General features: G+C 54.7%; 25 protein-coding genes and 1 tRNA gene. 19 read left to right on the top strand and 7 right to left on the bottom strand.

Going from position 1 to position 23,428, the window contains the following annotated elements:
• The first annotated feature begins 20 nt into the window (after window positions 1–20).
• The 3 genes from gshB to ruvX all read left to right on the top strand — a co-directional run bounded on the left by gshB (window position 21) and on the right by ruvX (window position 2,081).
• Window positions 21–971 carry a glutathione synthase gene (gshB, locus tag KGA69_RS10110; protein ID WP_045392071.1) on the top strand — a complete coding sequence of 317 codons (951 nt, stop codon included), beginning with the start codon at window positions 21–23 and terminating at the stop codon, window positions 969–971.
• 130 nt (window positions 972–1,101) lie between these two features.
• Window positions 1,102–1,665 (top strand): YqgE/AlgH family protein, encoded by a 564-nt coding sequence (locus tag KGA69_RS10105; RefSeq protein WP_045392076.1) that lies wholly within the window; start codon window positions 1,102–1,104, stop codon window positions 1,663–1,665.
• Window positions 1,665–2,081, top strand: a complete 417-nt coding sequence (gene ruvX / locus KGA69_RS10100) for a Holliday junction resolvase RuvX (RefSeq protein WP_015369733.1) — start codon at window positions 1,665–1,667, stop codon at window positions 2,079–2,081. The genes KGA69_RS10105 and ruvX overlap by 1 nt, the downstream gene beginning before the upstream one ends.
• A gap of 362 nt (window positions 2,082–2,443) precedes the next feature.
• On the opposite strand, the gene KGA69_RS10095 is transcribed toward ruvX, so the two are convergent.
• Window positions 2,444–3,097, bottom strand: a complete 654-nt coding sequence (locus KGA69_RS10095) for a LuxR C-terminal-related transcriptional regulator (RefSeq protein ID WP_047078911.1) — start codon at window positions 3,095–3,097, stop codon at window positions 2,444–2,446.
• 341 nt (window positions 3,098–3,438) lie between these two features.
• On the bottom strand, window positions 3,439–4,428 hold the full coding sequence (locus tag KGA69_RS10090; protein ID WP_045392078.1) for a type IV pilus twitching motility protein PilT: 990 nt from the start codon (window positions 4,426–4,428) through the stop codon (window positions 3,439–3,441).
• 16 nt (window positions 4,429–4,444) lie between these two features.
• Between KGA69_RS10090 and KGA69_RS10085 the strand changes: the two genes are divergently transcribed.
• From KGA69_RS10085 to KGA69_RS10050, 8 genes are all read left to right on the top strand, one after another.
• Complete coding sequence (locus KGA69_RS10085) at window positions 4,445–5,149, top strand: YggS family pyridoxal phosphate-dependent enzyme (RefSeq protein WP_047044088.1); 705 nt, start codon at window positions 4,445–4,447, stop codon at window positions 5,147–5,149.
• Between the two features lie 17 nt (window positions 5,150–5,166).
• A complete protein-coding gene (locus KGA69_RS10080) occupies window positions 5,167–5,733 on the top strand; it encodes a YggT family protein (RefSeq protein ID WP_015369729.1) in 567 nt (188 codons plus the stop codon).
• Window positions 5,730–6,020 (top strand): DUF167 family protein YggU, encoded by a 291-nt coding sequence (gene yggU / locus KGA69_RS10075; RefSeq protein ID WP_045392081.1) that lies wholly within the window; start codon window positions 5,730–5,732, stop codon window positions 6,018–6,020. The genes KGA69_RS10080 and yggU overlap by 4 nt, the downstream gene beginning before the upstream one ends.
• Before the next feature lie 12 nt (window positions 6,021–6,032).
• Window positions 6,033–6,626 (top strand): XTP/dITP diphosphatase, encoded by a 594-nt coding sequence (locus tag KGA69_RS10070; protein WP_213293060.1) that lies wholly within the window; start codon window positions 6,033–6,035, stop codon window positions 6,624–6,626.
• Window positions 6,619–7,758 (top strand): radical SAM family heme chaperone HemW, encoded by a 1,140-nt coding sequence (gene hemW, locus KGA69_RS10065; RefSeq protein WP_045392083.1) that lies wholly within the window; start codon window positions 6,619–6,621, stop codon window positions 7,756–7,758. Before KGA69_RS10070 ends, hemW begins: the two co-directional genes overlap by 8 nt.
• Window positions 7,759–8,050: 292 nt before the next feature.
• Window positions 8,051–9,097, top strand: a complete 1,047-nt coding sequence (locus tag KGA69_RS10060; RefSeq protein WP_045392084.1) for an ABC transporter substrate-binding protein — start codon at window positions 8,051–8,053, stop codon at window positions 9,095–9,097.
• 59 nt (window positions 9,098–9,156) lie between these two features.
• The gene (locus KGA69_RS10055; protein WP_004181271.1) at window positions 9,157–9,966 is read left to right on the top strand and encodes an ATP-binding cassette domain-containing protein; all 810 of its coding nucleotides are present in this window, start codon (window positions 9,157–9,159) and stop codon (window positions 9,964–9,966) included.
• Between the two features lie 4 nt (window positions 9,967–9,970).
• The gene (locus tag KGA69_RS10050; RefSeq protein WP_047044097.1) at window positions 9,971–11,218 is read left to right on the top strand and encodes a sugar ABC transporter permease; all 1,248 of its coding nucleotides are present in this window, start codon (window positions 9,971–9,973) and stop codon (window positions 11,216–11,218) included.
• Window positions 11,219–11,264: 46 nt separating this feature from the next.
• Here the strand turns inward: KGA69_RS10050 and KGA69_RS10045 are convergent, their stop codons facing one another.
• Genes KGA69_RS10045 through trmB form a run of 3 tightly spaced genes read right to left on the bottom strand, consistent with a single transcriptional unit; the run spans window position 11,265 to window position 13,080 of the window.
• Window positions 11,265–11,981, bottom strand: a complete 717-nt coding sequence (locus tag KGA69_RS10045; protein WP_015369723.1) for a YggN family protein — start codon at window positions 11,979–11,981, stop codon at window positions 11,265–11,267.
• Between the two features lie 53 nt (window positions 11,982–12,034).
• Entirely contained in the window at window positions 12,035–12,361 is a 327-nt protein-coding gene (locus KGA69_RS10040) for a YggL family protein (protein ID WP_015369722.1), read from the bottom strand.
• A complete protein-coding gene (gene trmB, locus KGA69_RS10035; RefSeq protein WP_045392086.1) occupies window positions 12,361–13,080 on the bottom strand; it encodes a tRNA (guanosine(46)-N7)-methyltransferase TrmB in 720 nt (239 codons plus the stop codon). Before trmB ends, KGA69_RS10040 begins: the two co-directional genes overlap by 1 nt.
• A 136-nt stretch (window positions 13,081–13,216) precedes the next feature.
• Between trmB and mutY the strand changes: the two genes are divergently transcribed.
• The 4 genes from mutY to KGA69_RS10015 all read left to right on the top strand — a co-directional run bounded on the left by mutY (window position 13,217) and on the right by KGA69_RS10015 (window position 17,153).
• A complete protein-coding gene (gene mutY, locus KGA69_RS10030; RefSeq protein ID WP_045392088.1) occupies window positions 13,217–14,275 on the top strand; it encodes an A/G-specific adenine glycosylase in 1,059 nt (352 codons plus the stop codon).
• A 28-nt stretch (window positions 14,276–14,303) separates the two neighbouring features.
• The gene (locus tag KGA69_RS10025; protein WP_045392090.1) at window positions 14,304–14,579 is read left to right on the top strand and encodes an oxidative damage protection protein; all 276 of its coding nucleotides are present in this window, start codon (window positions 14,304–14,306) and stop codon (window positions 14,577–14,579) included.
• A gap of 48 nt (window positions 14,580–14,627) precedes the next feature.
• Window positions 14,628–15,710, top strand: coding sequence for a membrane-bound lytic murein transglycosylase MltC (gene mltC / locus KGA69_RS10020; RefSeq protein ID WP_045392092.1), 1,083 nt, complete (start codon window positions 14,628–14,630; stop codon window positions 15,708–15,710).
• A gap of 189 nt (window positions 15,711–15,899) precedes the next feature.
• A complete protein-coding gene (locus KGA69_RS10015) occupies window positions 15,900–17,153 on the top strand; it encodes a nucleoside permease (protein ID WP_045387267.1) in 1,254 nt (417 codons plus the stop codon).
• A gap of 307 nt (window positions 17,154–17,460) precedes the next feature.
• On the opposite strand, the gene KGA69_RS10010 is transcribed toward KGA69_RS10015, so the two are convergent.
• The gene (locus KGA69_RS10010; protein WP_213293059.1) at window positions 17,461–19,599 is read right to left on the bottom strand and encodes an ornithine decarboxylase; all 2,139 of its coding nucleotides are present in this window, start codon (window positions 19,597–19,599) and stop codon (window positions 17,461–17,463) included.
• Between the two features lie 419 nt (window positions 19,600–20,018).
• Between KGA69_RS10010 and KGA69_RS10005 the strand changes: the two genes are divergently transcribed.
• On the top strand, window positions 20,019–20,732 hold the full coding sequence (locus KGA69_RS10005; protein ID WP_015369715.1) for a DUF554 domain-containing protein: 714 nt from the start codon (window positions 20,019–20,021) through the stop codon (window positions 20,730–20,732).
• A 105-nt stretch (window positions 20,733–20,837) separates the two neighbouring features.
• A tRNA-Phe gene (locus KGA69_RS10000) sits at window positions 20,838–20,913 on the top strand.
• 280 nt (window positions 20,914–21,193) lie between these two features.
• Here KGA69_RS10000 and KGA69_RS09995 read toward each other — a convergent pair.
• Window positions 21,194–21,757 carry a hypothetical protein gene (locus tag KGA69_RS09995; RefSeq protein WP_063447594.1) on the bottom strand — a complete coding sequence of 188 codons (564 nt, stop codon included), beginning with the start codon at window positions 21,755–21,757 and terminating at the stop codon, window positions 21,194–21,196.
• Window positions 21,758–21,989: 232 nt separating this feature from the next.
• On the opposite strand from KGA69_RS09995, the gene KGA69_RS09990 reads away from it, so the two are divergent.
• Together KGA69_RS09990 and KGA69_RS09985 are read left to right on the top strand one after the other, a co-directional pair.
• A complete protein-coding gene (locus KGA69_RS09990) occupies window positions 21,990–22,904 on the top strand; it encodes a winged helix-turn-helix domain-containing protein (protein ID WP_049061651.1) in 915 nt (304 codons plus the stop codon).
• Entirely contained in the window at window positions 22,901–23,371 is a 471-nt protein-coding gene (locus KGA69_RS09985; protein WP_080986135.1) for a hypothetical protein, read from the top strand. Before KGA69_RS09990 ends, KGA69_RS09985 begins: the two co-directional genes overlap by 4 nt.
• The last annotated feature ends 57 nt before the right edge of the window (window positions 23,372–23,428 follow it).

Here is a 23,428-nt window from a genome sequence, read left to right as displayed (position 1 = left end):
CAGCGCTAATGGAGAGAACAATGATCAAGCTCGGAATCGTGATGGACCCTATCGCATCCATCAACATCAAAAAAGACACCAGCTTCGCTATGTTGCTGGAAGCGCAGCGTCGCGGTTATGAACTCCATTATATGGAGATGAACGACCTGTATCTCATCAACGGCGAATCCCGCGCCCGTACGCGCACGCTGAGCGTCGAGCAGAATTACGACAAATGGTACGCATTCACCGGCGAACAGGATCTGCCGCTGGCGGATCTCGACGTCATCCTGATGCGTAAAGACCCGCCGTTCGATACCGAGTTTATCTACGCCACCTACATTCTCGAGCGCGCCGAAGAAAAAGGTACGCTTATCGTCAACAAGCCGCAGAGCCTGCGCGACTGTAACGAAAAGCTGTTTACCGCCTGGTTCTCCGAACTCACCCCGGAAACGCTGGTGACCCGTAATAAAGCCCAGTTGAAAGCGTTCTGGGAGAAACACGGCGATATCATTCTCAAACCGCTGGACGGTATGGGCGGCGCCTCAATCTTCCGCGTGAAAGCGGGCGATCCGAACCTCGGCGTCATTTCCGAAACCCTGACCGAACTGGGTAGCCGCTACTGCATGGCGCAGAATTACCTGCCTGCCATCAAAGACGGCGACAAACGTGTGCTGGTTGTGGACGGCGAACCGGTGCCATACTGCCTGGCGCGTATCCCGCAGGGCGGTGAAACGCGCGGCAACCTGGCCGCCGGCGGCCGTGGCGAAGCGCGTCCGCTGACCGAAAGCGACTGGGAAATTGCCCGCCGCGTCGGCCCGACGCTAAAAGCCAAAGGCCTTATCTTCGTCGGCCTGGATATCATCGGCGATCGCCTGACCGAAATTAACGTCACCAGCCCGACCTGCGTGCGCGAAATCGAAGCCGCTTTCCCGGACGTGTCGATTACCGGCATGCTAATGGACGCTATCGAAAAACGTATCAATAAATAAGTACTGGGGCGGGCAAACGCCCGCCCGCCAGGCGTCTTCCGGCGCCGGTAAAATAAAGTGCATCGACACGTTTCTACTTTACCCGCATACTGGGTGTTGTTTTTTTAAACCAGGAACAGAACCTCTGACAATGAATTTACAGCATCACTTTCTGATTGCCATGCCTGCGCTACAGGACCCTCTTTTCCGTCGCTCCGTCGTCTATATCTGCGAGTACAACGACGATGGCGCCATGGGCATTATCATCAATAAGCCGCTGGAAAATTTGCAGGTGGAAGGGATCCTGGAAAAACTGAAAATCGCGCCGGTGGCGCGCAACCCGGAAATTCGCCTGGATAAACCGGTGATGGTCGGCGGCCCGCTGGCGGAGGATCGCGGTTTTATCCTGCATACGCCGCCGTCTGATTTTTCCTCCAGCATCCGTATCTCCGACAACACGGTGATTACCACCTCACGCGACGTGCTGGAAACTCTCGGTACCGATAAACAACCGAGCAACGTGCTGGTCGCGTTGGGCTACGCGTCGTGGGAAAAAGGGCAACTGGAGCAGGAAATTCTCGATAACGCCTGGCTTACCGCGCCGGCCGATCAGAATATTTTGTTTAAAACGCCGATTGCCGATCGCTGGCGCGAAGCGGCCAAACTTATCGGTATCGATATCGTGACGATGCCTGCCGACGCGGGGCATGCATAATGAGCGGTACCTTTCTGAGTTTTGATTTTGGCACCAAAAGCATCGGCGTCGCCGTTGGGCAGCGCATTACCGGCACGGCGCGTCCGCTCCCGGCGCTGAAGGCGCAGGACGGCAAACCGGACTGGAACATCATCGAAAAGCTGCTGAAAGAGTGGCAGCCGGAAGCGGTGATTGTCGGCCTGCCGCTGAACATGGACGGCACTGAACAACCGCTAACCGCGCGCGCACGTAACTTCGCCAATAAAATTCATGGCCGCTTCGGCGTAAAAATCACTCTCCACGACGAGCGTTTAAGCACCGTCGAAGCCCGCGCCGGGCTGTTCGAACACGGAGGTTTTCGCGCACTCAATAAAGGCAGCGTTGATTCCGCCTCTGCCGTGGTTATCCTCGAAAGCTATTTCGAACAAGGATACTGATCGGTAGCTCTGGGATGAAAGCGAAGCATAGATTCGCTTTTGCGCCGGGTGGCGGCTTCGCCTTACCCGGCCTACAACCCCTTCGCTGGCATCACCCATAGGCCCGCGCAAGCGTAGCCCCGCCGGGCAATCATGGCAGCGGACGCGGAGCCGCTTTCGCGCCGGGTGGCGGCTTCGCCTTACCCGGCCTACAACCCCTCGCTGGCATCACCCGTAGGCCCGCGCAAGCGTAGCCCCGCCGGGCAATCATGGCAGCGGACGCGGAGCCGCTTTCGCGCCGGGTGGCGGCTTCGCCTTACCCGGCCTACAACCCCTCGCTGGCATAACCCGTAGGCCCGCGCAAGCGTAGCGCCGCCGGTCAATCAGTGACGCAGATGTTCATTCGCCCAGCTCACCGCCTGGGTACGGTTCTTCACGCTCAGCTTACGGAACACATTGTACAGATGAGTACGTACGGTGTTTTCGCTGATAAACAGCGCGCGAGCGATATCCATATTTGTTGCGCCGCAGCGCAGCTCGTTGAGGATCTCACATTCACGCTCGGTCAACGGTGAGTTCTCCGTCGGCGCCGCAACCTGATCCGCAGAATACAGCGCCGGGTGCATCACGCTCAATTCAGCCGTCTGTTCACCGTTTAATACGGCTTTGACGCCCTCAATTAAGCGCGATTGGTCATCGTCATGACGGAATACGCCATATAACGCAGGCCATTGCGCCATTTCGTACAACTCATACTTTTGCGCGCTATTGATAATCAACAAACGCGGATTATCTGCCTGTACGCGAATAATATCTCGCCACACGCTATTCAATTTCTTATTGGAAACAGCAATATCAAACAATATTACGGAATCTTTTGCCAGGCGTTGAGTTAGCGGTTTGTTGATATTATGCAGAGTTACGTTTACGGATAGCTTCTCAGTCAACCACGTCGCAAATGCATTACTCTGAATGGACGGATGAGTAATGAAAGTCACCTGACGCGAATGCAGTAAATTCTCCGATAAATTAATCACTTGAAACTCTCCTTAGCAGTACCCCGCCATCTTAGCGGTTAAATTAACTGAAAATTAAACGTTCAATAATGTATTTATATTTTCAAATACATTTTGGTTATTGAAACATCATTTCATGAGAATCTTCCTATTCCCGTAAACAGCATAAATCGAACCCCGCAAAAGTGTCAAAAGGTAATCCCACTTTTTTCCTGGTTAAGCGGGGTAAATGTAAGCCCGCTGTCATAACATTCATTATTTAGGCTTAGGTCGTACCACTTATTTGTATTATAAAAACATTTATCAAAACATTAATTGAACACTGAATTAACAATTTAATGAATACCATCTTAGTTTCATCACTACGAGGGCAGTAACTCACCTGCCGCTGCACGTTGTTGAAAACTCTGCGCAAAGGTTTGCATCCCAGCCTGCTGGCTGGTTTGCATCACGCCGGGTAGTTGATGCGTTTTTCCTTCGCGGATCAAATTTGCCACCGCCGGCGTGTTCACTAAAAGTTCGTATAGCGCAACCCGGCCGCCAGAAGCATTTGGCAACAATTTTTGCGCCGCCACGGCGCATAAACTCCCTGCCAGCTGGCTACGTACCGGCTCTTTTTCTTCCGCTGGAAAGACATCCACCAGCCGCTCAATGGCCTGCGCCGCGCTGCGGGTATGCAGCGTCGCCATCACCAGGTGCCCGGTTTCGGCTGCGGTCAGCGCCAGACGAATGGTTTCGCTATCGCGCAGCTCGCCTAATAAGATGACGTCCGGGTCCTGACGCAGCGCCACGCGTAGCGCCGCCGCGAAAGAGGAGCAATGGCGGCCGATTTCGCGCTGCTGGATCAGGCAGTTTCTGCTGGCGTGAATAAACTCCACGGGATCCTCAAGGGTTAAAATATGACCATGGCGATGTTGATTGAGGTAGTCCACCATCGCCGCCAGGGTGGTCGATTTGCCGCTACCGGTAGCGCCGGTAATCAGGATCAAACCACTCTCTTCATTTAGCAGTTCGCTAAGCGCGGCGGGCGCGCCCAAATCAACCAACTGCGGGCATTGCTGCGGCAACAGACGCAAAGCAAGCGACAGGCCGCGCGCGTGGGCAAAAGCGCTGGCGCGCAGCCGAGGCCCGTTCGGGAGGGCCAAAGCGAAGTCAACCTGACCATCGGCACGCCACTGCGCCAGCTGTGGGTCGTTAAGCCAGCGAGTGAGGATTTTCTCAACATCCGGCGAAGTAAAGGGCGCAGGCTCAAGCTTTCCCAAACGACGCCAGCGCGGCGGATACGCGCTGCACAGGTGTAGATCGGAGACGTTATGCTTTACACTAAGGGCCACGATTTCTTCCAGCTCCATAACTGATCCTCGGAATATGAACGATATTGCGCATAACCTGGCACAGGTCCGGGATAAAATCTCAGGCGCTGCCGCCCGCTGCGGCCGCGCTCCAGAAGAAGTTACGTTGCTTGCAGTGAGTAAAACCAAACCTGCGAGCGCTATCGAAGAAGCAATGGCCGCAGGACAGCGGGCATTCGGCGAAAACTACGTCCAGGAAGGGGTGGATAAAATCCGCTATTTCCAGCAGGCGGGCGTCAGCGGTCTGCAATGGCACTTCATCGGCCCGTTGCAGTCCAACAAAAGCCGGCTGGTGGCCGAACATTTTGACTGGTGCCACACCGTCGACCGGTTGAAAATCGCCACCCGCCTGAGCGAACAACGTCCGGCGGATCTAGCGCCGCTGAACGTGCTGATTCAAATCAACATCAGCGATGAACAGAGTAAATCCGGGATCCCGCTGGCGGAGCTTGACGCTTTAGCCGCCGGTGTCGCCGCCTTACCGAACCTCCAGCTTCGCGGGTTAATGGCCATTCCGGCGCCAGAGTCAGAGTATGAAAGGCAGTTTGCCGTCGCCCAACAAATGGCGGTAGCATTCGCGCAACTGAAAACGCTCTACCCTTCGGTTGATACGCTCTCTCTGGGCATGTCGGATGACATGGAAGCCGCTATCGCGGCGGGAAGCACTATGGTGCGCATCGGGACCGCAATCTTCGGCGCGCGCGACTACAGCAAAAAATAAGGAATCTGAGGAACGCCATGAAGACGTTGACCTTCCTGCTCTCAACGGTCATTGAACTCTACACAATGGTCATGTTGTTACGCGTCTGGATGCAGTGGGCGCGCTGCGACTTTTACAATCCGTTTTCGCAGTTCGTGGTGAAAGCCACCCAGCCTATCGTCGGGCCGCTGCGCCGGATTATCCCGGCAATGGGGCCGCTGGATAGCGCCTCCCTGCTGGTCGCCTTCGTGCTCTGCGTTATCAAGGCGATCGTGCTGTTTATGGTGGTCACCTTCCAGCCGATTATCTGGATTGCCGCGGTGCTGATCCTGCTGAAAACCATCGGTTCGCTGATTTTCTGGGTGCTGCTGCTGATGGCTATTATGAGCTGGGTAAGCCAGGGCCGCAGCCCGGTGGAATACGTGCTGATGCAGTTGGCTGACCCGCTGCTGCGTCCGATTCGCAACCTGCTGCCATCCATGGGCGGCATCGACTTTTCGCCGATGGTGCTGGTGCTGCTGCTGTACGTGATTAATATGGGGATCGCCGAGCTGCTGCAAGCTACCGGCAATGTCCTGCTTCCGGGGCTGTGGATGGCGCTATGAGTGCCGTTGAAGTCTGTGCTGACGGGCTGGTGCTCAGGCTGTATATTCAGCCAAAGGCCAGCCGCGATAGCTTTGTTGGTCTGCATGGCGACGAGCTCAAAGTCGCCATCACCGCCCCACCCGTCGACGGCCAGGCAAATGCCCATCTGGTAAAATATCTCGCTAAACAGTTCCGCGTCGCGAAAAGCCAGGTGCTTATCGAAAAAGGCGAACTAGGCCGTCATAAACAGGTAAAAATCATTCACCCGCAGCAGATCCCGCCCGCCGTCGCGGCGCTGACTGACTAAACAGGATTGAATATGCAAAAAGTTGTACTCGCTACCGGCAACGCCGGTAAAGTTCGCGAGCTGGCCTCGCTGCTGGAAGATTTTGGTCTCGACGTCGTCGCCCAGACCGAGCTTGGCGTCGATTCCGCCGAAGAAACCGGCCTGACCTTTATCGAAAACGCGATCCTCAAAGCGCGTCACGCCGCGCAGGTCACCGGCCTGCCGGCCATCGCCGACGATTCGGGCCTGGCGGTGGATGCGCTGGGCGGCTCGCCGGGAATTTACTCCGCTCGCTACTCGGGCGAAAACGCCAGCGACCAGCAGAATCTGGAAAAGCTGCTGGATGCCCTGCAGGATGTACCCGATGAGCAACGCCAGGCCCAGTTCCACTGCGTACTGGTCTACCTGCGCCATGCCGAAGACCCGACGCCGCTGGTATGCCACGGCAGCTGGCCGGGCGTGATTACTCGTCAGGCGGCGGGTAACGGCGGCTTTGGCTATGACCCGATTTTCTTTGTTCCGTCCGAGGGTAAAACCGCGGCGGAGCTGAGCCGTAAAGAGAAAAGCGCCATTTCCCACCGCGGGCAGGCGCTGAAACTGTTACTGGAAGCATTACGTAATGGCTAATTTGCCGCCTCTGAGTCTTTATATTCATATCCCGTGGTGCGTGCAGAAATGCCCGTACTGCGATTTCAATTCGCATGCGTTGAAGGGCGAAGTGCCGCACGACGACTACGTCCAGCACCTGCTTGCCGATCTACGCCACGATGCGCCATACGCACAGGGACGTGAAATTAAGACTATTTTTATCGGCGGCGGTACGCCGAGCCTGCTTTCCGGCCCGGCGATGCAAACCCTGCTTGATGGCGTGCGCGCCTGCCTGCCGCTGGCGGCGGATGCGGAGATCACCATGGAAGCCAATCCGGGGACCGTGGAGGCCGATCGCTTCGTTGACTATCAGCGTGCCGGCGTCAACCGTATCTCCATCGGCGTGCAGAGCTTTAGCGAGCCCAAATTGCAGCGTCTGGGACGTATTCACGGCCCGGAAGAGGCAAAACGCGCGGCGCGGCTGGCGAGCGGCCTCGGGCTGCGTAGCTTTAACCTCGATTTAATGCATGGCCTACCGGACCAGTCGCTGGATGAGGCGCTGGATGATTTGCGCCAGGCGATCGCGCTGAATCCGCCGCATCTGTCGTGGTATCAGTTGACTATTGAGCCGAACACGCTGTTTGGTTCGCGCCCGCCGGTGTTACCGGATGACGATGCGCTGTGGGATATTTTCGAACAGGGACATCAATTGCTGAGCGCCGCAGGTTATCAGCAGTACGAGACCTCCGCTTACGCCAAACCAGGCTATCAGTGCCAGCACAATCTCAACTACTGGCGCTTTGGCGACTACCTCGGTATCGGCTGCGGCGCACACGGCAAAGTGACCTTCGCTGATGGCCGCATTCTGCGTACGGCAAAAACCCGTCACCCGCGCGGCTACATGGAAGGCCGTTACCTGGAGCGTCAGCACGACGTGGAGGCGGCGGATAAACCGTTCGAGTTCTTTATGAACCGCTTCCGCCTGCTGGAGGCCGCGCCGCGCGCGGAGTTCAGCTTGTATACCGGACTTGATGAGCAGGTTATCCGTCCACAAATCGATGCCGCCATCGCCGAAGGCTATCTGCTGGAAGATGCGCAAAACTGGCAGATTACCGAGCACGGTAAGCTGTTTTTAAATTCGCTGCTGGAGCTGTTCCTCAGCGAAGAATAATCCCTGCGGGCGGCGCATCGTCGCCCGTATCTTCCCCCTACATCCTCTCCCGCTACGGTCAAATCGACTGGCGTTTTTTTGTTCGCTTATTTGCTGCGAATCACAAAATCCGATCGACTTTTTTCCTTTTCTTGACTCATTTTTTGCGCAGTGGTAATCCTGCTTCATCGGTTGAGCAAATGTAAAACCGACGTATCCTACATGTGAATTATTGGTAACTCTGATTAAAAAAAGTCTCTGTAACGTCGGCGCAACCCGGCGGGCTTAAGCCTATAAAAAAGAGGGTAACACAATGAATTACCGTAATATATTTATCACACTCGCCGCACTAACCGGCACCGTCACGGCTTCAGCCTGGTCTGCAGAGTCCGCCACCGTGGCCTTTTTAATGCCCGATCAGGCCTCTACCCGCTATGAGCAGCACGACTTCCCCGGTTTTAAGGCGGAAATGAGCAAGCTTTGCGCGGAATGTAAGGTCATCTATCAGAATGCCAACGCCAACGCGTCGCTCCAGCAGCAGCAGTTCAACTCGGTAATCGCCCAGGGGGCGAAAGTGATCGTCCTGGATCCGGTTGACTCTTCCGCCGCCGCCGCGCTGGTCGAAAACGCCCAGGCGCAGGGGGTCAAGGTCATTGCCTATGACCGCCCGGTGCCAAACAAACCGGCCGATTTCTACGTCTCATTTGATAACGAGGGCATTGGCTACGCCATCGCGAAATCTCTCACCGACCATTTGAAAGCGAGTGGCGTGCCGCAGGACGCCGGGGTGCTGCAAATTAACGGTTCGCCAACCGATGCCGCCGCAGGGCTGATCCGCGACGGTATCCATCGCGGATTGAAAGAGTCCGGTTACAAAACGCTGGCCGAATTCGACACCCCGGAGTGGGCGCCGCCGAAAGCCCAGGAGTGGACCGCCGGGCAGGTTACCCGCTTTGGCGACAAAATTAAGGGCGTGGTCGCGGCGAACGACGGTACCGGCGGCGGGGCGATTGCCGCCTTTAAGGCTGCCGGCGTCCAGCCGCTGCCGCCGGTCACCGGCAATGACGCCACTATCGCCGCGCTGCAGCTGATCATCGCCGGCGACCAGTACAACACCATCTCCAAGCCATCGGAGATCGTTGCCGCAGCGGCGGCCAAAGTGGCGGTTGATTTTATTCAGGGCAAAAAACCGCAGGCCAGCACCACCCTGTACAACACCCCTTCCCAGCTATTTACCCCGGAAGTGGTGACCGCCAAAAACATCAAAGCGGAAATCTTCGATAAAAAAATCCAGACCTGGGATCAGGTGTGTAGCGGCGAATACGCCGCCGCCTGCCAGAAGTTAGGCATCAGCAAGTAACCTGTGACCCTGCGCCCGCCGCGGCGGGCGTGATTTCGCCATTATTGAGGTCGTTTTGTATGCCGCAACAACAACACAACTCCGCCGCCGGGCGGCCAATACTGCAACTGCGCAACGTCTCTAAACATTTTGGCGCGGTGTCGGCGCTGACGGATATCGAATTAGAAGTCCACGCCGGCGAGGTGGTCGCGCTGGTCGGCGACAACGGCGCGGGCAAATCCACGCTGGTGAAGATCCTCGCCGGCGTCCACCAGCCGACCTCCGGCACCATTGAGTTTGACGGCAACCCTGTCACCCTCGATAGCCCCGGCAAAGCGCTGGAATACGGTATTGCCACGGTGTTTCAGGATCTGGCGCTGTGCGAAAACCTTGATGTGGTGGCAAACCTGTTTCTGGGCCATGAAATTTCGCCGTTCCAGCTTGATGAAGTAGCGATGGAAGTGAAAGCCTGGACGCTACTGCAGGAGCTGGCGGCACGAATTCCATCAGTACGCGAACCGGTGGCATCGCTTTCCGGCGGCCAGCGGCAGACCGTCGCCATCGCCCGTTCGCTGCTGCTGAATCCTAAAATCATCATGCTCGATGAGCCTACCGCGGCGCTGGGCGTCGCGCAGACCGCGGAAGTGCTCAACCTGATTGAGCGCGTTCGCGAGCGCGGGCTTGGTGTCATCATCATCAGTCACAACATGGAAGACGTTCGCGCCGTCGCCGACCGTATCGTGGTGCTGCGTCTCGGGCGCAACAAAGGGATCTTCACGCCCGATGCTTCTAATCAGGATCTGGTCGCCGCGATCACCGGCGCGACGGAAAACGCCGTCTCACGCCGGGTTGAACGTAAATCACAGCCCACGACTTCCGGAGCGATGTAATTTTATGAACAGTAAGACCGCATCCCACACCGCGCTGGACCGCAGCGATGAGCGCGTTCGTCACGACGAGGGCCTGTTCGGCGCCCTGCGCGCGCAGATAACCCGCATCAAAACCGGCGATCTCGGCACCGCGCCGGTGATCGCCGGGCTGATTGTGATTTCCCTGGTCTTCACCTTCCTCAATCCGGTCTATATCGCGCCGAATAACCTGGTGAACCTGCTGTTTGATTGCGCGACGGTCGGGTTTATCTCGCTCGGCATCGTCTGCGTTTTGATGCTTGGCGAGATAGACCTGTCGGTCGGCTCCATGAGCGGCCTGGCATCGGCTATCGTCGGCGTGCTGTGGGTGAACGCAGGATGGCCGCTGGCGGGAGCCATCGCCGTGGCGCTGGCCTGCGGCGTGGCCGTCGGGCTGGTCTATGCGCTGCTGTATAACCGCGTCGGGATGCCGAGTTTCGTCGCCACCCTCGCCGGCCTGCTGGCGCTGCTGGGCATGCAGCTGTATATCCTCGGGCCGAGCGGCAGCATTAACCTGCCCTACACGTCACCGCTGGTACGCTTTGGCCAACTGCTGGTGATGCCAGGCTGGTTCTCACACCTGATGGCGCTGCTGCCGGGGCTGGCGATTATTGTCTTTGGCCTGAAAAAACGCTCGCGGCGCCTGGCGGCCAATCTTTCCGCCGAGGGGGTCAGCTCGCTACTGGCGCGCGCGATCGCGCTGACGATTATCTTCGAGGCCGCGGTGCTTTACCTCAATCAGGGGCGCGGTATTCCGTGGATTTTCGGTCTCTTCGTCGCCTGCGTGATGATCCTCAACTACGCGCTGAAACGGACAAAATGGGGCCGCTCAATGTTCGCGGTCGGCGGCAACCGTGAAGCGGCGCGCCGTTCGGGGATTAACGTACGGGCGATTTATGTGAGCGCTTTCGTCCTGTGTACCACGCTTGCGACCTTCGGCGGCATTCTCGCGGCGTCACGACTGGCCTCCGCCAGCCAGCAGGCCGGCACCGGCGACGTCAACCTCAACGCCATCGCCGCGGCGGTGATCGGCGGCACCAGCCTGTTCGGCGGACGCGGCAGCGCCTGGTCCGCGCTATTGGGGATCATCGTGATTCAGTCGATTTCAAATGGGCTGACGCTGTTGAACCTGCCGTCATCGCTGCGCTATATCATTACCGGCGCGGTACTGGCGATTGCGGTCATCATTGATTCTCTGGCTCGCCGTTCACGCGTGTCGCACGGCCGGGCCTGAGTGGAGAAGAGCGCGGCCCAAAGGAATGCGGGCCGCGAAATCTTGATTATTTTAACGAGCCAACCAGCGCTTTGCGGCTCTCTTCCAGCGAGACCACCCGGCTGCAGACATCTTTGCCGAACTGCTGGAAATCCGCTTCCTGGTTTTTCCACTCATCCTGGATTGCGGTTTGCAGGCCGCCAAGACTGCCGAGAATGCCCTGCAGCGGATTGCCGCCGCCTTTGAGCACCGCTTTGGCGCCCATCTCGTTAATGCTGTCCTGCAGAATGCCGCCCATCGCCTGATTCACCAGCTGTTGGCCATCGGCGCGAACCTGGTCGATAGCTTTATAGTGGAAAGTCAGGCCATCGCTGCGACGTTCGATAATGCGGTTCATCTGTTCTTTCAGCTGCGCGTCCAGCTTGGTCAGGCGGCTATGCATACTGCTGCTGGCGCCGACCTGCTCGGTGATGATTTTATCCAGCGCCTTACGGCCCTTCTCGACGCGCGAGCGCGCGCCGTCGTCAATCCACGGCAGGCTGCTGCGCAGACCGGCCTGATAATCTTGCGCCTGTTCGCGCTGGGCGGCGCTAAGGGCATAGGCTTTACCGTTAAAAGTCAGATTGCCGTCCGGCTTAATCACCAGATCGCCGTTTTCCCCCTTCACCTGCACCTGCTGCGGGCTGAGGATCACATCGTCACGCGGCGTGACGCTACACTGGTAGTCCGCGTGGGCAGACAAAGCGGTGACGGAAAGCGCCACCGCCAGCAGCGTTTTGCGCATCTTTTTACTCCCTTAAGACAAATCGGGCCGGCAATTGCCGACCCTTGTCAAACTTAGTCCCACCAGACGTCAAAAAGTTCGCTGGTGCGCACATCCGCTAATTTACGATCTTCCAGCCACTTACGAACGATGGCCTGATGCTCTTCGGTGCATTTACCAATTTCCTGCATGCAGATGAGCCCTTCCCACGAGAGATAGCCGCTGCCGTCAAAGGCCAGTTTGTTCGGCTCAATGACCTCTTCGATCAGATCGTTGACCGTCTGGTCGATCTGCTCTTCGCTGGTCCCTTCCGGGAAACGCCAGGCTACGGAGAAACCTAACTCCTGAAACTCGTCGATATGCATTTTTTTACGCAGACGACGGCTACGATTCTTGGCCATTATTTCACCCTCTCGAACATTAAGTCCCATACGCCGTGGCCAAGACGATGGCCACGTTGTTCAAATTTGGTTACCGGGCGCGATTCCGGGCGCGGTACGTAATCGTTACTTTCCGACAGGTTACGATAGCCTTCCAGCGAAGACATTACTTCCAGCATATGCTCGGCATAGGCTTCCCAGTCGGTCGCCATATGGAAGACGCCGCCCAGCTTCAGCTTGCTTTTTACCAGCTCGGCGAAAGGCGGCTGCACGATACGACGTTTATTATGACGCGCTTTATGCCACGGGTCAGGGAAAAACAGCTGCACCATATTCAGCGAGTTATCCGGGATCATCGTGTGCAGCACTTCGACCGCATCGTGACACATTACGCGCAGATTTTGTACGCCTTCTTCTTCCGCGGAAGCCAGGCATGCGCCGACGCCCGGCGAGTGCACTTCAATACCGAGGAAATTTTGCTCCGGTTTAGCTTTCGCCATCGCCACCAGCGAGGCGCCCATACCGAAACCAATTTCTAAGGTGACCGGCGCTTCGCGGCCAAACAGGGCGGCGAAATCGAGCGGCGCATCGTTGAATTCAACGCCCATCACCGGCCAAATGTTATCCAGCGCATGCTGCTGCCCTTTCGTCAGGCGGCCCTGGCGACGGACGAAGCTACGAATACGGCGCAGCGGGCGACCGTTTTCATCGAATTCCGGAGAAATGACGTCGTTTTTCATAAAAGTTAAGTCTGCTTGTGAATGTGTTCGGAAAACGGGCATTATCCAAAGTTACCCGGCGGATGCAAGGGTTTACAGCCACTCGCCCTTGTGCTGCAATCTGCCACCCTGTAATCGCGATTCCGGAGCCGTAGCTTTGACTTTTCTCGCCGCGCAATTTTCAGCCCAGGTCCTGGACTGGTACGACAAATACGGCCGTAAAACCCTGCCCTGGCAAATCGCCAAGACGCCTTACAAAGTATGGCTCTCCGAAGTGATGTTGCAACAAACCCAGGTCACCACGGTTATTCCCTATTTTGAACGCTTTATGGCGCGTTTCCCAACGGTTGTTGATTTAGCCAACGCGCCGCTCGATGAAGTACTGCATCTGTGGACCGGCCTTGGCTACTACGCGCGAGCGCGCAATTTACATAAAGCCGCGCAGCAGGTCGCCACGCTGCACGGCGGCGAGTTCCCGCAAACCTTTGAAGAGGTGGCCGCGCTTCCCGGCGTCGGGCGCTCGACGGCGGGGGCGATTTTATCCCTTTCGCTCGGTCAGCATTATCCGATTCTCGACGGCAACGTGAAGCGGGTACTCGCCCGCTGCTATGCTGTGAGCGGCTGGCCGGGGAAAAAAGAGGTGGAAAAACGGCTGTGGGAAATAAGCGAAGAGGTGACGCCGGCGCAGGGCGTAGAGCGCTTCAACCAGGCGATGATGGATCTCGGCGCGATGGTTTGCACCCGCTCGAAGCCGAAATGCGAACTGTGCCCGCTGAGTAACGGCTGCGTGGCCTACGCTAACCATTCATGGGCGGAATATCCGGGGAAAAAACCGAAGCAGACCATCCCGGAGCGCACCGGCTACTTCCTGCTGATGCAGCACGGCGACGAGGTGTACCTCTCCCAACGTCCGCCGGTAGGTTTATGGGGCGGATTGTTCTGTTTTCCGCAGTTTGAGGATGAAGCCGGGCTACGCGAGTGGCTAGCGCAGCGTCAGATAAAGGCCGATAATCTGACGCAATTAACCGCCTTCCGCCACACTTTCAGCCATTTCCACCTGGATATTGTGCCGATGTGGCTTACAGTGCACTCATCTGGCGCATGCATGGATGAAGGTAACGCACTCTGGTATAACTTAGCGCAGCCGCCATCGGTCGGACTGGCGGCCCCCGTGGAGCGCTTGTTGCAACAGTTGAAAGCCGGAACGCCGGTCTAGTTTTTTCGGCTATAAAAGAGGATTGATTATGAGCAGAACGATTTTTTGTACTTTCCTGCAGCGTGAAGCGGACGGCCAGGATTTCCAGCTGTATCCGGGCGAGCTCGGTAAGCGCATTTACAACGAAATTTCCAAAGAGGCCTGGGCGCAGTGGCAGCATAAGCAGACCATGCTGATCAACGAGAAAAAACTCAGCATGATGAACCCGGAGCACCGCAAGCTGCTGGAACAGGAGATGGTGCAGTTCCTGTTTGAAGGGAAAGACGTTCACATCGAAGGCTACACGCCGCCGGAACAACAGTAAGGGCCTCACGGCCTTTACCAAACAAACACAACACGCACTCCCGGAATGATGAAAAAATACTTAGCGCTCGCGCTGATTGCGCCACTGCTCGTGTCCTGTTCCAGTTCCAATAAAAAAGGCGCCGAATATAACGAGGCCTGGGTCAAGGACACTAACGGATTCGATATCCTGATGGGCCAGTTTGCCCATAACATCGAGAACATTTGGGGTTATAACGAAGTTCTGCTCGCCGGGCCGAAGGACTACGTAAAATATACCGATCAATATCAAACCCGTAGCCACATCAACTTTGATGCCGGTACGATTACCGTCGAGACCATCGCCGGAACCGATCCGCAAGGAAGGTTACGCCAGGCGATTATCAAAACCCTGTTGATGGGCGATGACCCCAACTCTATCGACCTCTATTCCGACGTCGATGATATTCAGATTTCCAAAGAACCGTTCCTCTACGGCCAGGTCGTCGATAACACCGGCGAATCCATTCGCTGGGAGTGGCGCGCCGCGCGCTATGCCGATTATCTGCTGCAAACCCGCCTGAAGAGCCGTAACAACGGCCTGCGCATGATTTATAGCATCACCATTAATCTGGTGCCTAACCACCTCGATAAACGTGCGCATAAATATCTCGGCATGGTGCGTCAGGCCTCGCGTAAATACGGCGTAGATGAGTCGCTGATCCTTGCGATAATGCAGACAGAGTCGTCGTTTAACCCCTATGCGGTGAGCCACGCGGATGCCATGGGGCTGATGCAGGTCGTCCAGCACAGCGCGGGGAAAGACGTCTTCCGCTCGCAGGGCAAATCCGGCCTGCCGAGCCGCAGCTATCTGTTTGACCCGGCGAATAACATCGATACCGGTACCGCCTATCTGGCGATGCTGAACAACGTTTATCTCGCCGGCATCGATAACCCCACCTCGCGTCGCTACGCGGTGATCACCGCCTATAACGGCGGCGCCGGCAGCGTACTGCGCGTCTTCTCCAGCGATAAAGTCCAGGCGGCGAACATCATTAACAGTATGGCGCCAGGCGACGTCTACCAGACGCTCACCACCCGCCATCCGTCGGCGGAATCGCGCCGTTATCTGTATAAAGTTAACACCGCGCAAAAAAGCTATCGCCGTAAGTAACGCTTCTCCCCCACAGGCCCGGGCATCGCACCGGGCCTCTCTTTTTTTATGACATACTTGGTAATATCTTTCGATTTTCTGCGGCAGTTAACAGAAGCTTGCAATCGCTGAATGATAGAATCGCATCAAAATAACGGTGGTTATGTTATTTAAAAAACATAACAAGCCCACATTCGTGAGGATAAATACATGAATCTTAAGCTGCAGTTAAAAATACTGTCGTTCCTGCAGTTCTGCCTTTGGGGGAGTTGGCTAACCACGCTCGGCTCGTACATGTTCGTCACCCTGAAGTTTGACGGCGCGGCCATCGGCGCGGTGTATAGCTCGCTCGGTATCGCCGCCGTTCTGATGCCAACGCTGCTCGGGATCGTCGCCGATAAATGGATCAGCGCCAAATGGGTGTATGCCATCTGCCACCTGGTCGGCGCGTTAACGCTGTACCTCGCGGCGCAGGTCACTACGCCAGGCGAGATGTTCCTCGTGATCTTGCTTAACTCGCTGGCCTATATGCCGACGCTTGGCTTGATCAACACCATCTCCTACTACCGCCTGCAGTCGGCGGGGCTGGATATCGTGACCGATTTCCCGCCAATTCGTATCTGGGGCACCATCGGCTTTATCCTCGCCATGTGGGGCGTTAGCTTCTCGGGCTTCGAGCTTAGCCATATGCAGCTTTATATCGGCGCGACGCTGTCGGTCTTGCTGGCGCTGTTCACCCTGACGCTGCCGCATATTCCGGTCGCCAACGCCCAGCGCAACCAGAGCTGGACCGAGATGCTCGGCCTGAACGCCTTTGCGCTGTTTAAAAACAAGCGTATGGCAATCTTCTTTATCTTCTCCATGATGCTCGGCGCCGAACTGCAGATCACCAATATGTTTGGCAACACCTTCCTGCACAGCTTCGATAAAGACCCGCTGTTCTCCGGTAGCTTTATCGTCGAGCACGCATCAGTATTGATGTCGATTTCGCAGATCTCCGAAACGCTGTTTATTCTGACTATCCCGTTCTTCCTTAGCCGCTACGGCATTAAGAACGTGATGCTGATTAGTATCGTGGCGTGGATGCTGCGCTTCGGCCTGTTCGCCTTCGGCGACCCGACGCCGTTCGGTACCGTCCTGCTGGTTCTGTCGATGATCGTCTACGGCTGTGCCTTCGACTTTTTCAACATCTCCGGTTCAGTGTTCGTTGAGAAAGAGGTGCGTCCGGAAATCCGCGCCAGCGCCCAGGGTATGTTCCTGATGATGACCAACGGCTTCGGCTGCATCCTTGGTGGGATGGTGAGCGGCAAAGTTGTCGAGCACTTTACCGTTGAGGGGATCACTAACTGGCAAAGCGTGTGGCTGATTTTCGCCGCCTACTCGCTGGTGCTGGCCTTCGCTTTCGTGGCGCTGTTCAAGTATCAACACGTCAGACAGCCTGCCGCCGCGCGCCAGAACGCCTGATTGTCATTGCCCGGTTACGGCTGACGCCTTACCGGGCCTACAGAATTTGTAGATACTGTTATCGGTTGGCAACGGTTTTGTCGCACAGGGGTTTTCCCGGAGGCGGCGCGTTGCGCCTTCTCCGGGCTACCAAATCGCACAGCACTGTAGCCCCGGTAAGCGGCAGCGCCACCGGGGGTTTGAGGCCATTGGTACCGACAGTTTCGCCAGCACGATGATTAAATTAAAGGCAGGCCGCACGGACCGTAGGCCGGATAAGGCGCCAGCCATCATCCGGCAAAATACGCGCACAATGCCTGGTCCCGGTTTACGCTTTCAACACATACCCATACAACCGCTTAATACCATCGGCATCCGTTTCGCTATAAACCCCCTGCAGCTCCGGCGAAAAGCCCGGCAGCATATTGACCCCCTCTTCCAGCGCAAGGAAGTAGCGCAGCACCGCGCCGCCCCAGATCTCGCCCGGCACCACGCACAGCACGCCCGGCGGATACGGTAGCGCCCCTTCCGCCGCGATGCGCCCTTCGGCCTCGCTCAAACGCACCAGCTCAACGTTACCGCGGATAAATTCGCGGTTGGCGTCCTGCGGGTTCATTACCACCGGCGGGAAACTCTGCTTGCGGAACATCGCCTTTTGCAGGTCTTTAACATCAAAACTGACGTACAGATCGTGCATTTCCTGACACAGCTGGCGAATGGTGTAATCGCGGTAGCGAACCGGGTATTTGTTATAAATAGTCGGCAATACCTCAGCAAGCGGCGAGTCCGCTTCGATATGCTGTTCGAACTGGGCCAGCATCGCCACCAGTCGCGCCAGTTTCTCCGCGCTTTCCGCCGGCGTCAGCAGGAACAAAATCGAGTTGAGATCGCACTTCTCCGGCACGATGCCGTTTTCGCGCAGGTAGTGCGCCAGGATGGTCGCCGGGATGCCAAACTCGGTATAGTCTCCGCTATCGGCATCGATACCCGGCGTGGTCAGCAGCAGCTTACACGGATCGACAAAGTATTGATTGTCAGCATACCCGCTAAAGCCGTGCCAGCTCGCGCCCGGTTCGAAGCTAAAGAAGCGCCGTTCGCTGGCGATAGTCGCCGTCGAATGCTCCTGCCACGGTTTCCCGCCGACCAGCGGCGGCACAAACGGCCGCAATAATTTACACTGCGCTAGTATCGCTTTACGCGCTTCAATACCCAGCTCAACGCACTCCGCCCACAGCCGCCGACCGCTCTCTCCTTCGTGGATTTTGGCATTCACATCGAGCGAGGCGAACAGCGGATAAAACGGACTGGTGGAAGCATGCAACATAAAGGCGTTATTCAGCCGCTTATGCGGGCAGAAACGTGCCTGGCCGCGCAGATGGTTATCTTTCTTGTGAATTTGCGAGGTCTGCGAAAAACCGGCCTGCTGCTTATGCACCGATTGCGTCACAAAAATGCCCGGATCGTTTTCATTGAGATCCAACAGCAGCGGCGAGCAGTCAGCCATCATCGGGATAAACTGCTCGTAACCGACCCACGCCGAGTCAAACAGGATGTAATCGCAGAGATGGCCGATTTTATCCACCACCTGGCGCGCGTTATACACCGTGCCGTCATAGGTGCCCAGCTGGATCACCGCCAGGCGGAACGGGCGCGGCGCGTCGGCTTTTTCCGGCGCCGCCTCGCGGATCAGCTCGCGCAGGTAGGTTTCATCAAAGCAGTGGTCGTCGATGCCGCCGATAAAGCCGAACGGGTTGCGCGCGGCTTCCAGATAGACCGGCGTCGCCCCGGCCTGGATCAGCGCGCCATGGTGGTTTGATTTATGGTTGTTGCGATCGAACAGTACCAGATCGCCGCGGGTCAGCAGCGCATTGGTCACGACCTTGTTCGCCGCGGAAGTGCCATTAAGCACGAAGTAGGTTTTATCGGCATTGAAAACTTTTGCCGCAAATTTCTGCGCGTGCTTCGCCGAACCTTCATGGATCAGCAGATCGCCGAGCTTGACGTCGGCGTTGCACATGTCGGCGCGAAAAACGTTCTCGCCGAAAAACTCGTAGAACTGGCGGCCCGCCGGATGCTTTTTAAAGAACGCGCCATGCTGATGGCCGGGACAGGCGAAAGTACTGTTGTCCATCTCAACGTACTGGCTAAGCGTATTAAAAAACGGCGGCAGTAGTTTCTCTTCATAGCCGCAGGCGGCCGCTTCCAGCTCCAGCCACTCCTGCTCTTTGCCGCTAATCACCGCGACGACTCCTTCCGGCTTATCCGTTTGCGTTTCGCTAAATAGATAGACCGGCAGATTGAATCCGCTGCGCTTGAGCAGGGCCAGGATACCGCTGCGGCTATCCGCCGCGGTGATGACGACCGCTGCCGCATCGGTAAAATCAGTGCTGTCCAGCGCCACAACCTGGCGATGGGTGGACAGACGGGAGACCAGCTCGCAGCTGGCGGCAATGTGCATAGATTTCATAAGCGCAAATGCCCGTATCGGGAGTGTAAAAATCTCAGGCAAAGGTGGAGACTTGCCCAACGATGTGTCCGGGTCTGACGGAATTCAGCTCCGACCGCCGGACATCAGTAAAAGCAGACGCGTCCGATCTTACTGTTGTCCTACAGTGAGCATACGTGGCCTTCACCGCATGGTGAACTGGGGGAGTAAGGAATGAGGCAAACCGCGCAGCAATGCGCAGCGGCAACGGCGATGTAATGGCAATGTCGTCATCCCGGCGGCCTCAGGGTAAAGAGGTGAAAATCCGCGCAATCATGGCACCTTTCCGAAAGTGGCGCAAGATGAAATCCATATGCATTCTCCCCACGTATCCGCAAGCCTTCGCGGAAAAACATGGTCATAATAATGCGGACATCAGGAATAATTAACAGGAGTTTACTTTGGTTATAGGGCCATTTATTAACGCCAGCGCGGTGCTTGTCGGCGGCGTATTGGGCGCGCTACTGAGCCAACGATTGCCGGAACGGATCCGCACCTCGATGACCTCGATTTTCGGGCTGGCATCACTGGGGATTGGTATTTTACTGGTCATCAAGTGCGCCAACCTGCCGGTGATGGTGCTGGCGACGCTGGTCGGCGCGCTACTCGGCGAAGTGTGTAATATGGAGAAAGGCATCAATACCCTGGTAAGCAAACTCCAACAACTATTGTCGCCAAAGGGCAGGAAAAAGGCCTCGGCCCACGAGTCTTATATTCAGAGCTACGTGGCGATCATCGTGTTGTTTTGCGCCAGCGGTACCGGCGTTTTTGGCGCCATGCGCGAAGGAATGACCGGCGACGCCAGCATCCTTATCGCCAAAGCGTTTCTCGACTTTTTCACCGCCACGATTTTCGCCTGTACCCTGGGGCTGGCGGTGTCGGCAATCTGTGTGCCGATGCTGCTGATTCAGCTGAGTCTGGCGGCCTGCGCCTCGCTTATCATGCCGCTGACCACGCCGATGATGATGGCCGACTTCAGCGCCGTCGGCGGTATGCTGCTGGTGGCGACCGGCCTGCGTATCTGCGGGATTAAGATGTTCGCAGTGGTCAATATGCTCCCCGCCCTGCTGCTGGCAATGCCGATTTCGGTCGCGTGGACGGCCTTTTTTGCCTGACGACGCGTGCTTTTACGGCAAAGTGGTGATAGATTGTGCAGTCTGCTGCGAAATTTATAAATTTCGTTGACGAGGCGCGGTGAATCAGGTTTAATGCGCCCCGTTGCCCGGATAGCTCAGTCGGTAGAGCAGGGGATTGAAAATCCCCGTGTCCTTGGTTCGATTCCGAGTCCGGGCACCACTATTTAAAGAACCCGCCCAAAAGGCGGGTTTTTGCTTTTCTGCGGCCGGACTCTTCATCGAACTGCGTTCGATTATTCGCCGCAACGCGGCTCACCCCTTCGGGGCCAGCGCGACAAGCGCGCTGTTCAACGCCTGCGGCGTTAGTCCGAGTCCGGGCACCACTATTTAAAGAACCCGCCCAAAAGGCGGGTTTTTGCTTTTCTGCGGCCGGACTCTTCATCGAACTGCGTTCGATTATTCGCCGCAACGCGGCTCACCCCTTCGGGGCCAGCGCGCTGTTATAACCAGTTGAGATAGTTATAAAATAACATCGGGTCATGCAAACCAAGTTTCTCTTTGAGTTTTGAGTGATAATATGAAACTTGTTTCCTGTTAAGATTCAACGTATTGCATATAGAGCCAATGGTTTTAATTCCCCGGGTCATCAGTAAAACAGCATGCGCCTGTTGGGTTAACCCTTCCCCATTGCAAATTGAATAGTAATACGAAATTAATACTTTAATTTGTTTTGAATTATCAACCAGTAATATTTTACGCCACTCATCTATTGATGAACGTTTTGATACAAAGAACAAAGACGCATCTCCCTGAACGATTCTATCGCTCAGTATGATGATTGAGGCATCCCTGCGTTCATAAATCAAATGAATCATATATAATAAAGTATAGACACTAAGGAAACCAAGCTCCTCAAGTATATATATTTTACTTTTTTCACCCAGTCTAAGCTCATCATACATCGTATCAAGACCCAATTTTACATATTGATTCTTGACATAAAAATGATATTCCATCGTCAAAGCACAATGTATAACAGATAAGTCATCATCAATTTTAATCATTCTGAAATTCATTGTTGTTGTTGATTCTTTTTTTATTACAAAGCAAACTAATAAAGCGCTTCGCTTTCTATTGTGAAGAATAGATAGTTTTCTGATTGGTTTACACTGAAAAGTCATTTCTTATTCTTATTCACTTTAGTTATGCCTTAATTTAGAGATTTTATTTCATATTAAGTTATCCTACTCGTCTTAGCGCGGAAGAAATAAACCATTAATATAAAAGGATTTTTTAATGATCGAAGAAAAAGAAAGCGGCTCAAAAAATAATCATTACTTTATAATTAATGGTCGTGTTAAATTTATTCCATTTCGCAGAACAATAGAGGACATGAATACTGGAACAAAACTTAAACTTCATGTTCCAGCAAGCCTTTGTCTGGATAGATTATTAAAAAACCAAGGACGTCTTGTATCTCAGGATGAGCTAATCCTGTACGCCTGGGGCTTGAAGCGAGAGTCCACGGTGAGTTCTAATACTTTTTATCAGAGCATACTACATCTACGTAGAAAACTGGCACAGCTGGAATTATGTGATGTTATTGAAACCGTCCCACGTCATGGTATTATTTTTAACAATAGTGTCAGTGTATTAATTACGCAGGATACCCCCCCGGCGTTTCAACTCAATGAGAGTAATCAAACACCAGAAGGCACAGCGGAAAAGGATATAGAACCAGTGCCGTCCGTTGAAATCGGCAAAAAACACTTCACCGAGGAGATACCTGTATCGCTTCCTCCCGAATTTGGTTCTGATATGGTCCTCACGTCAACGATTCAGGTTGCGAAAAAGAATAGATTACAAATAAAAACCCGCTACGTTTTATTCACCGGAGCTATATTATTAATACTGATAACCGTATTGGGATTCATGTACATAAGCTTCACTAATGATAATATATTCAAATCTTATAACCAACTCTCATCCACGAACTGCTTCATCTACACTATAGGTGATCAATATTCTGAAAATGAAATTAAAAACATAATGAAAAGTGTCGGGTTACCCTGCTTTAATAAAGAGAACGTTTTTTTTACCGTATCTCCGATGCAATCAAAAATAAACATAATCAACTGCGCTACATATAATAAAAAACAACAAGACTGTCGCTCCGTTACCATAGCGAGAGAATTAGAGGAAACACCATGAGATATAAATCCATTTTATGCTCACTTGCATGTTTAGGCGCTTTTGCAGGGGTATATTTTTATTTACCCTCTCCATTTAATACCGACAGTGCTATTTCATGCCATAGCCGCCATACTCTCATTAACAATGATTTTAAATTAGATGCAAGTTATGGTTTTATTTTTGGCGGTAATAAAGGCGAGTTAACAATGTATGGTTATGCGGTAGACAATGGTATTCGGATAAATATCAGGAGAGTGATTAGTTTTACCTATACAAGAATGGATGATATTTATACTTTTCACAGTAAAAGAGTAGAGAAGTTTTACGGAGATAACAGTGAAAAAGGAAATGTAAATATTCATCTCCCCGAATTTTTTTATCAGACAGGAAAAGACCTTACCATACAACTCAAGCGGGATGGCTTCAATATCCCGATAATTTTCGTGCATCGCATGCCTGTTTTTTATTGTAATCAATCAGGTTAATGTATTATCAACAAGATATATTTTACTGGTCACCAGTCAGCAATTGTGGGAGTCGAT

This window comes from Klebsiella sp. A52, from assembly GCF_018388785.1.
GTDB classification, from domain to species: domain Bacteria; phylum Pseudomonadota; class Gammaproteobacteria; order Enterobacterales; family Enterobacteriaceae; genus Klebsiella; species Klebsiella aerogenes.
Note: the sequence above shows the minus strand (reverse complement) of the source record. Positions and strands in the feature narration are given on the sequence as shown.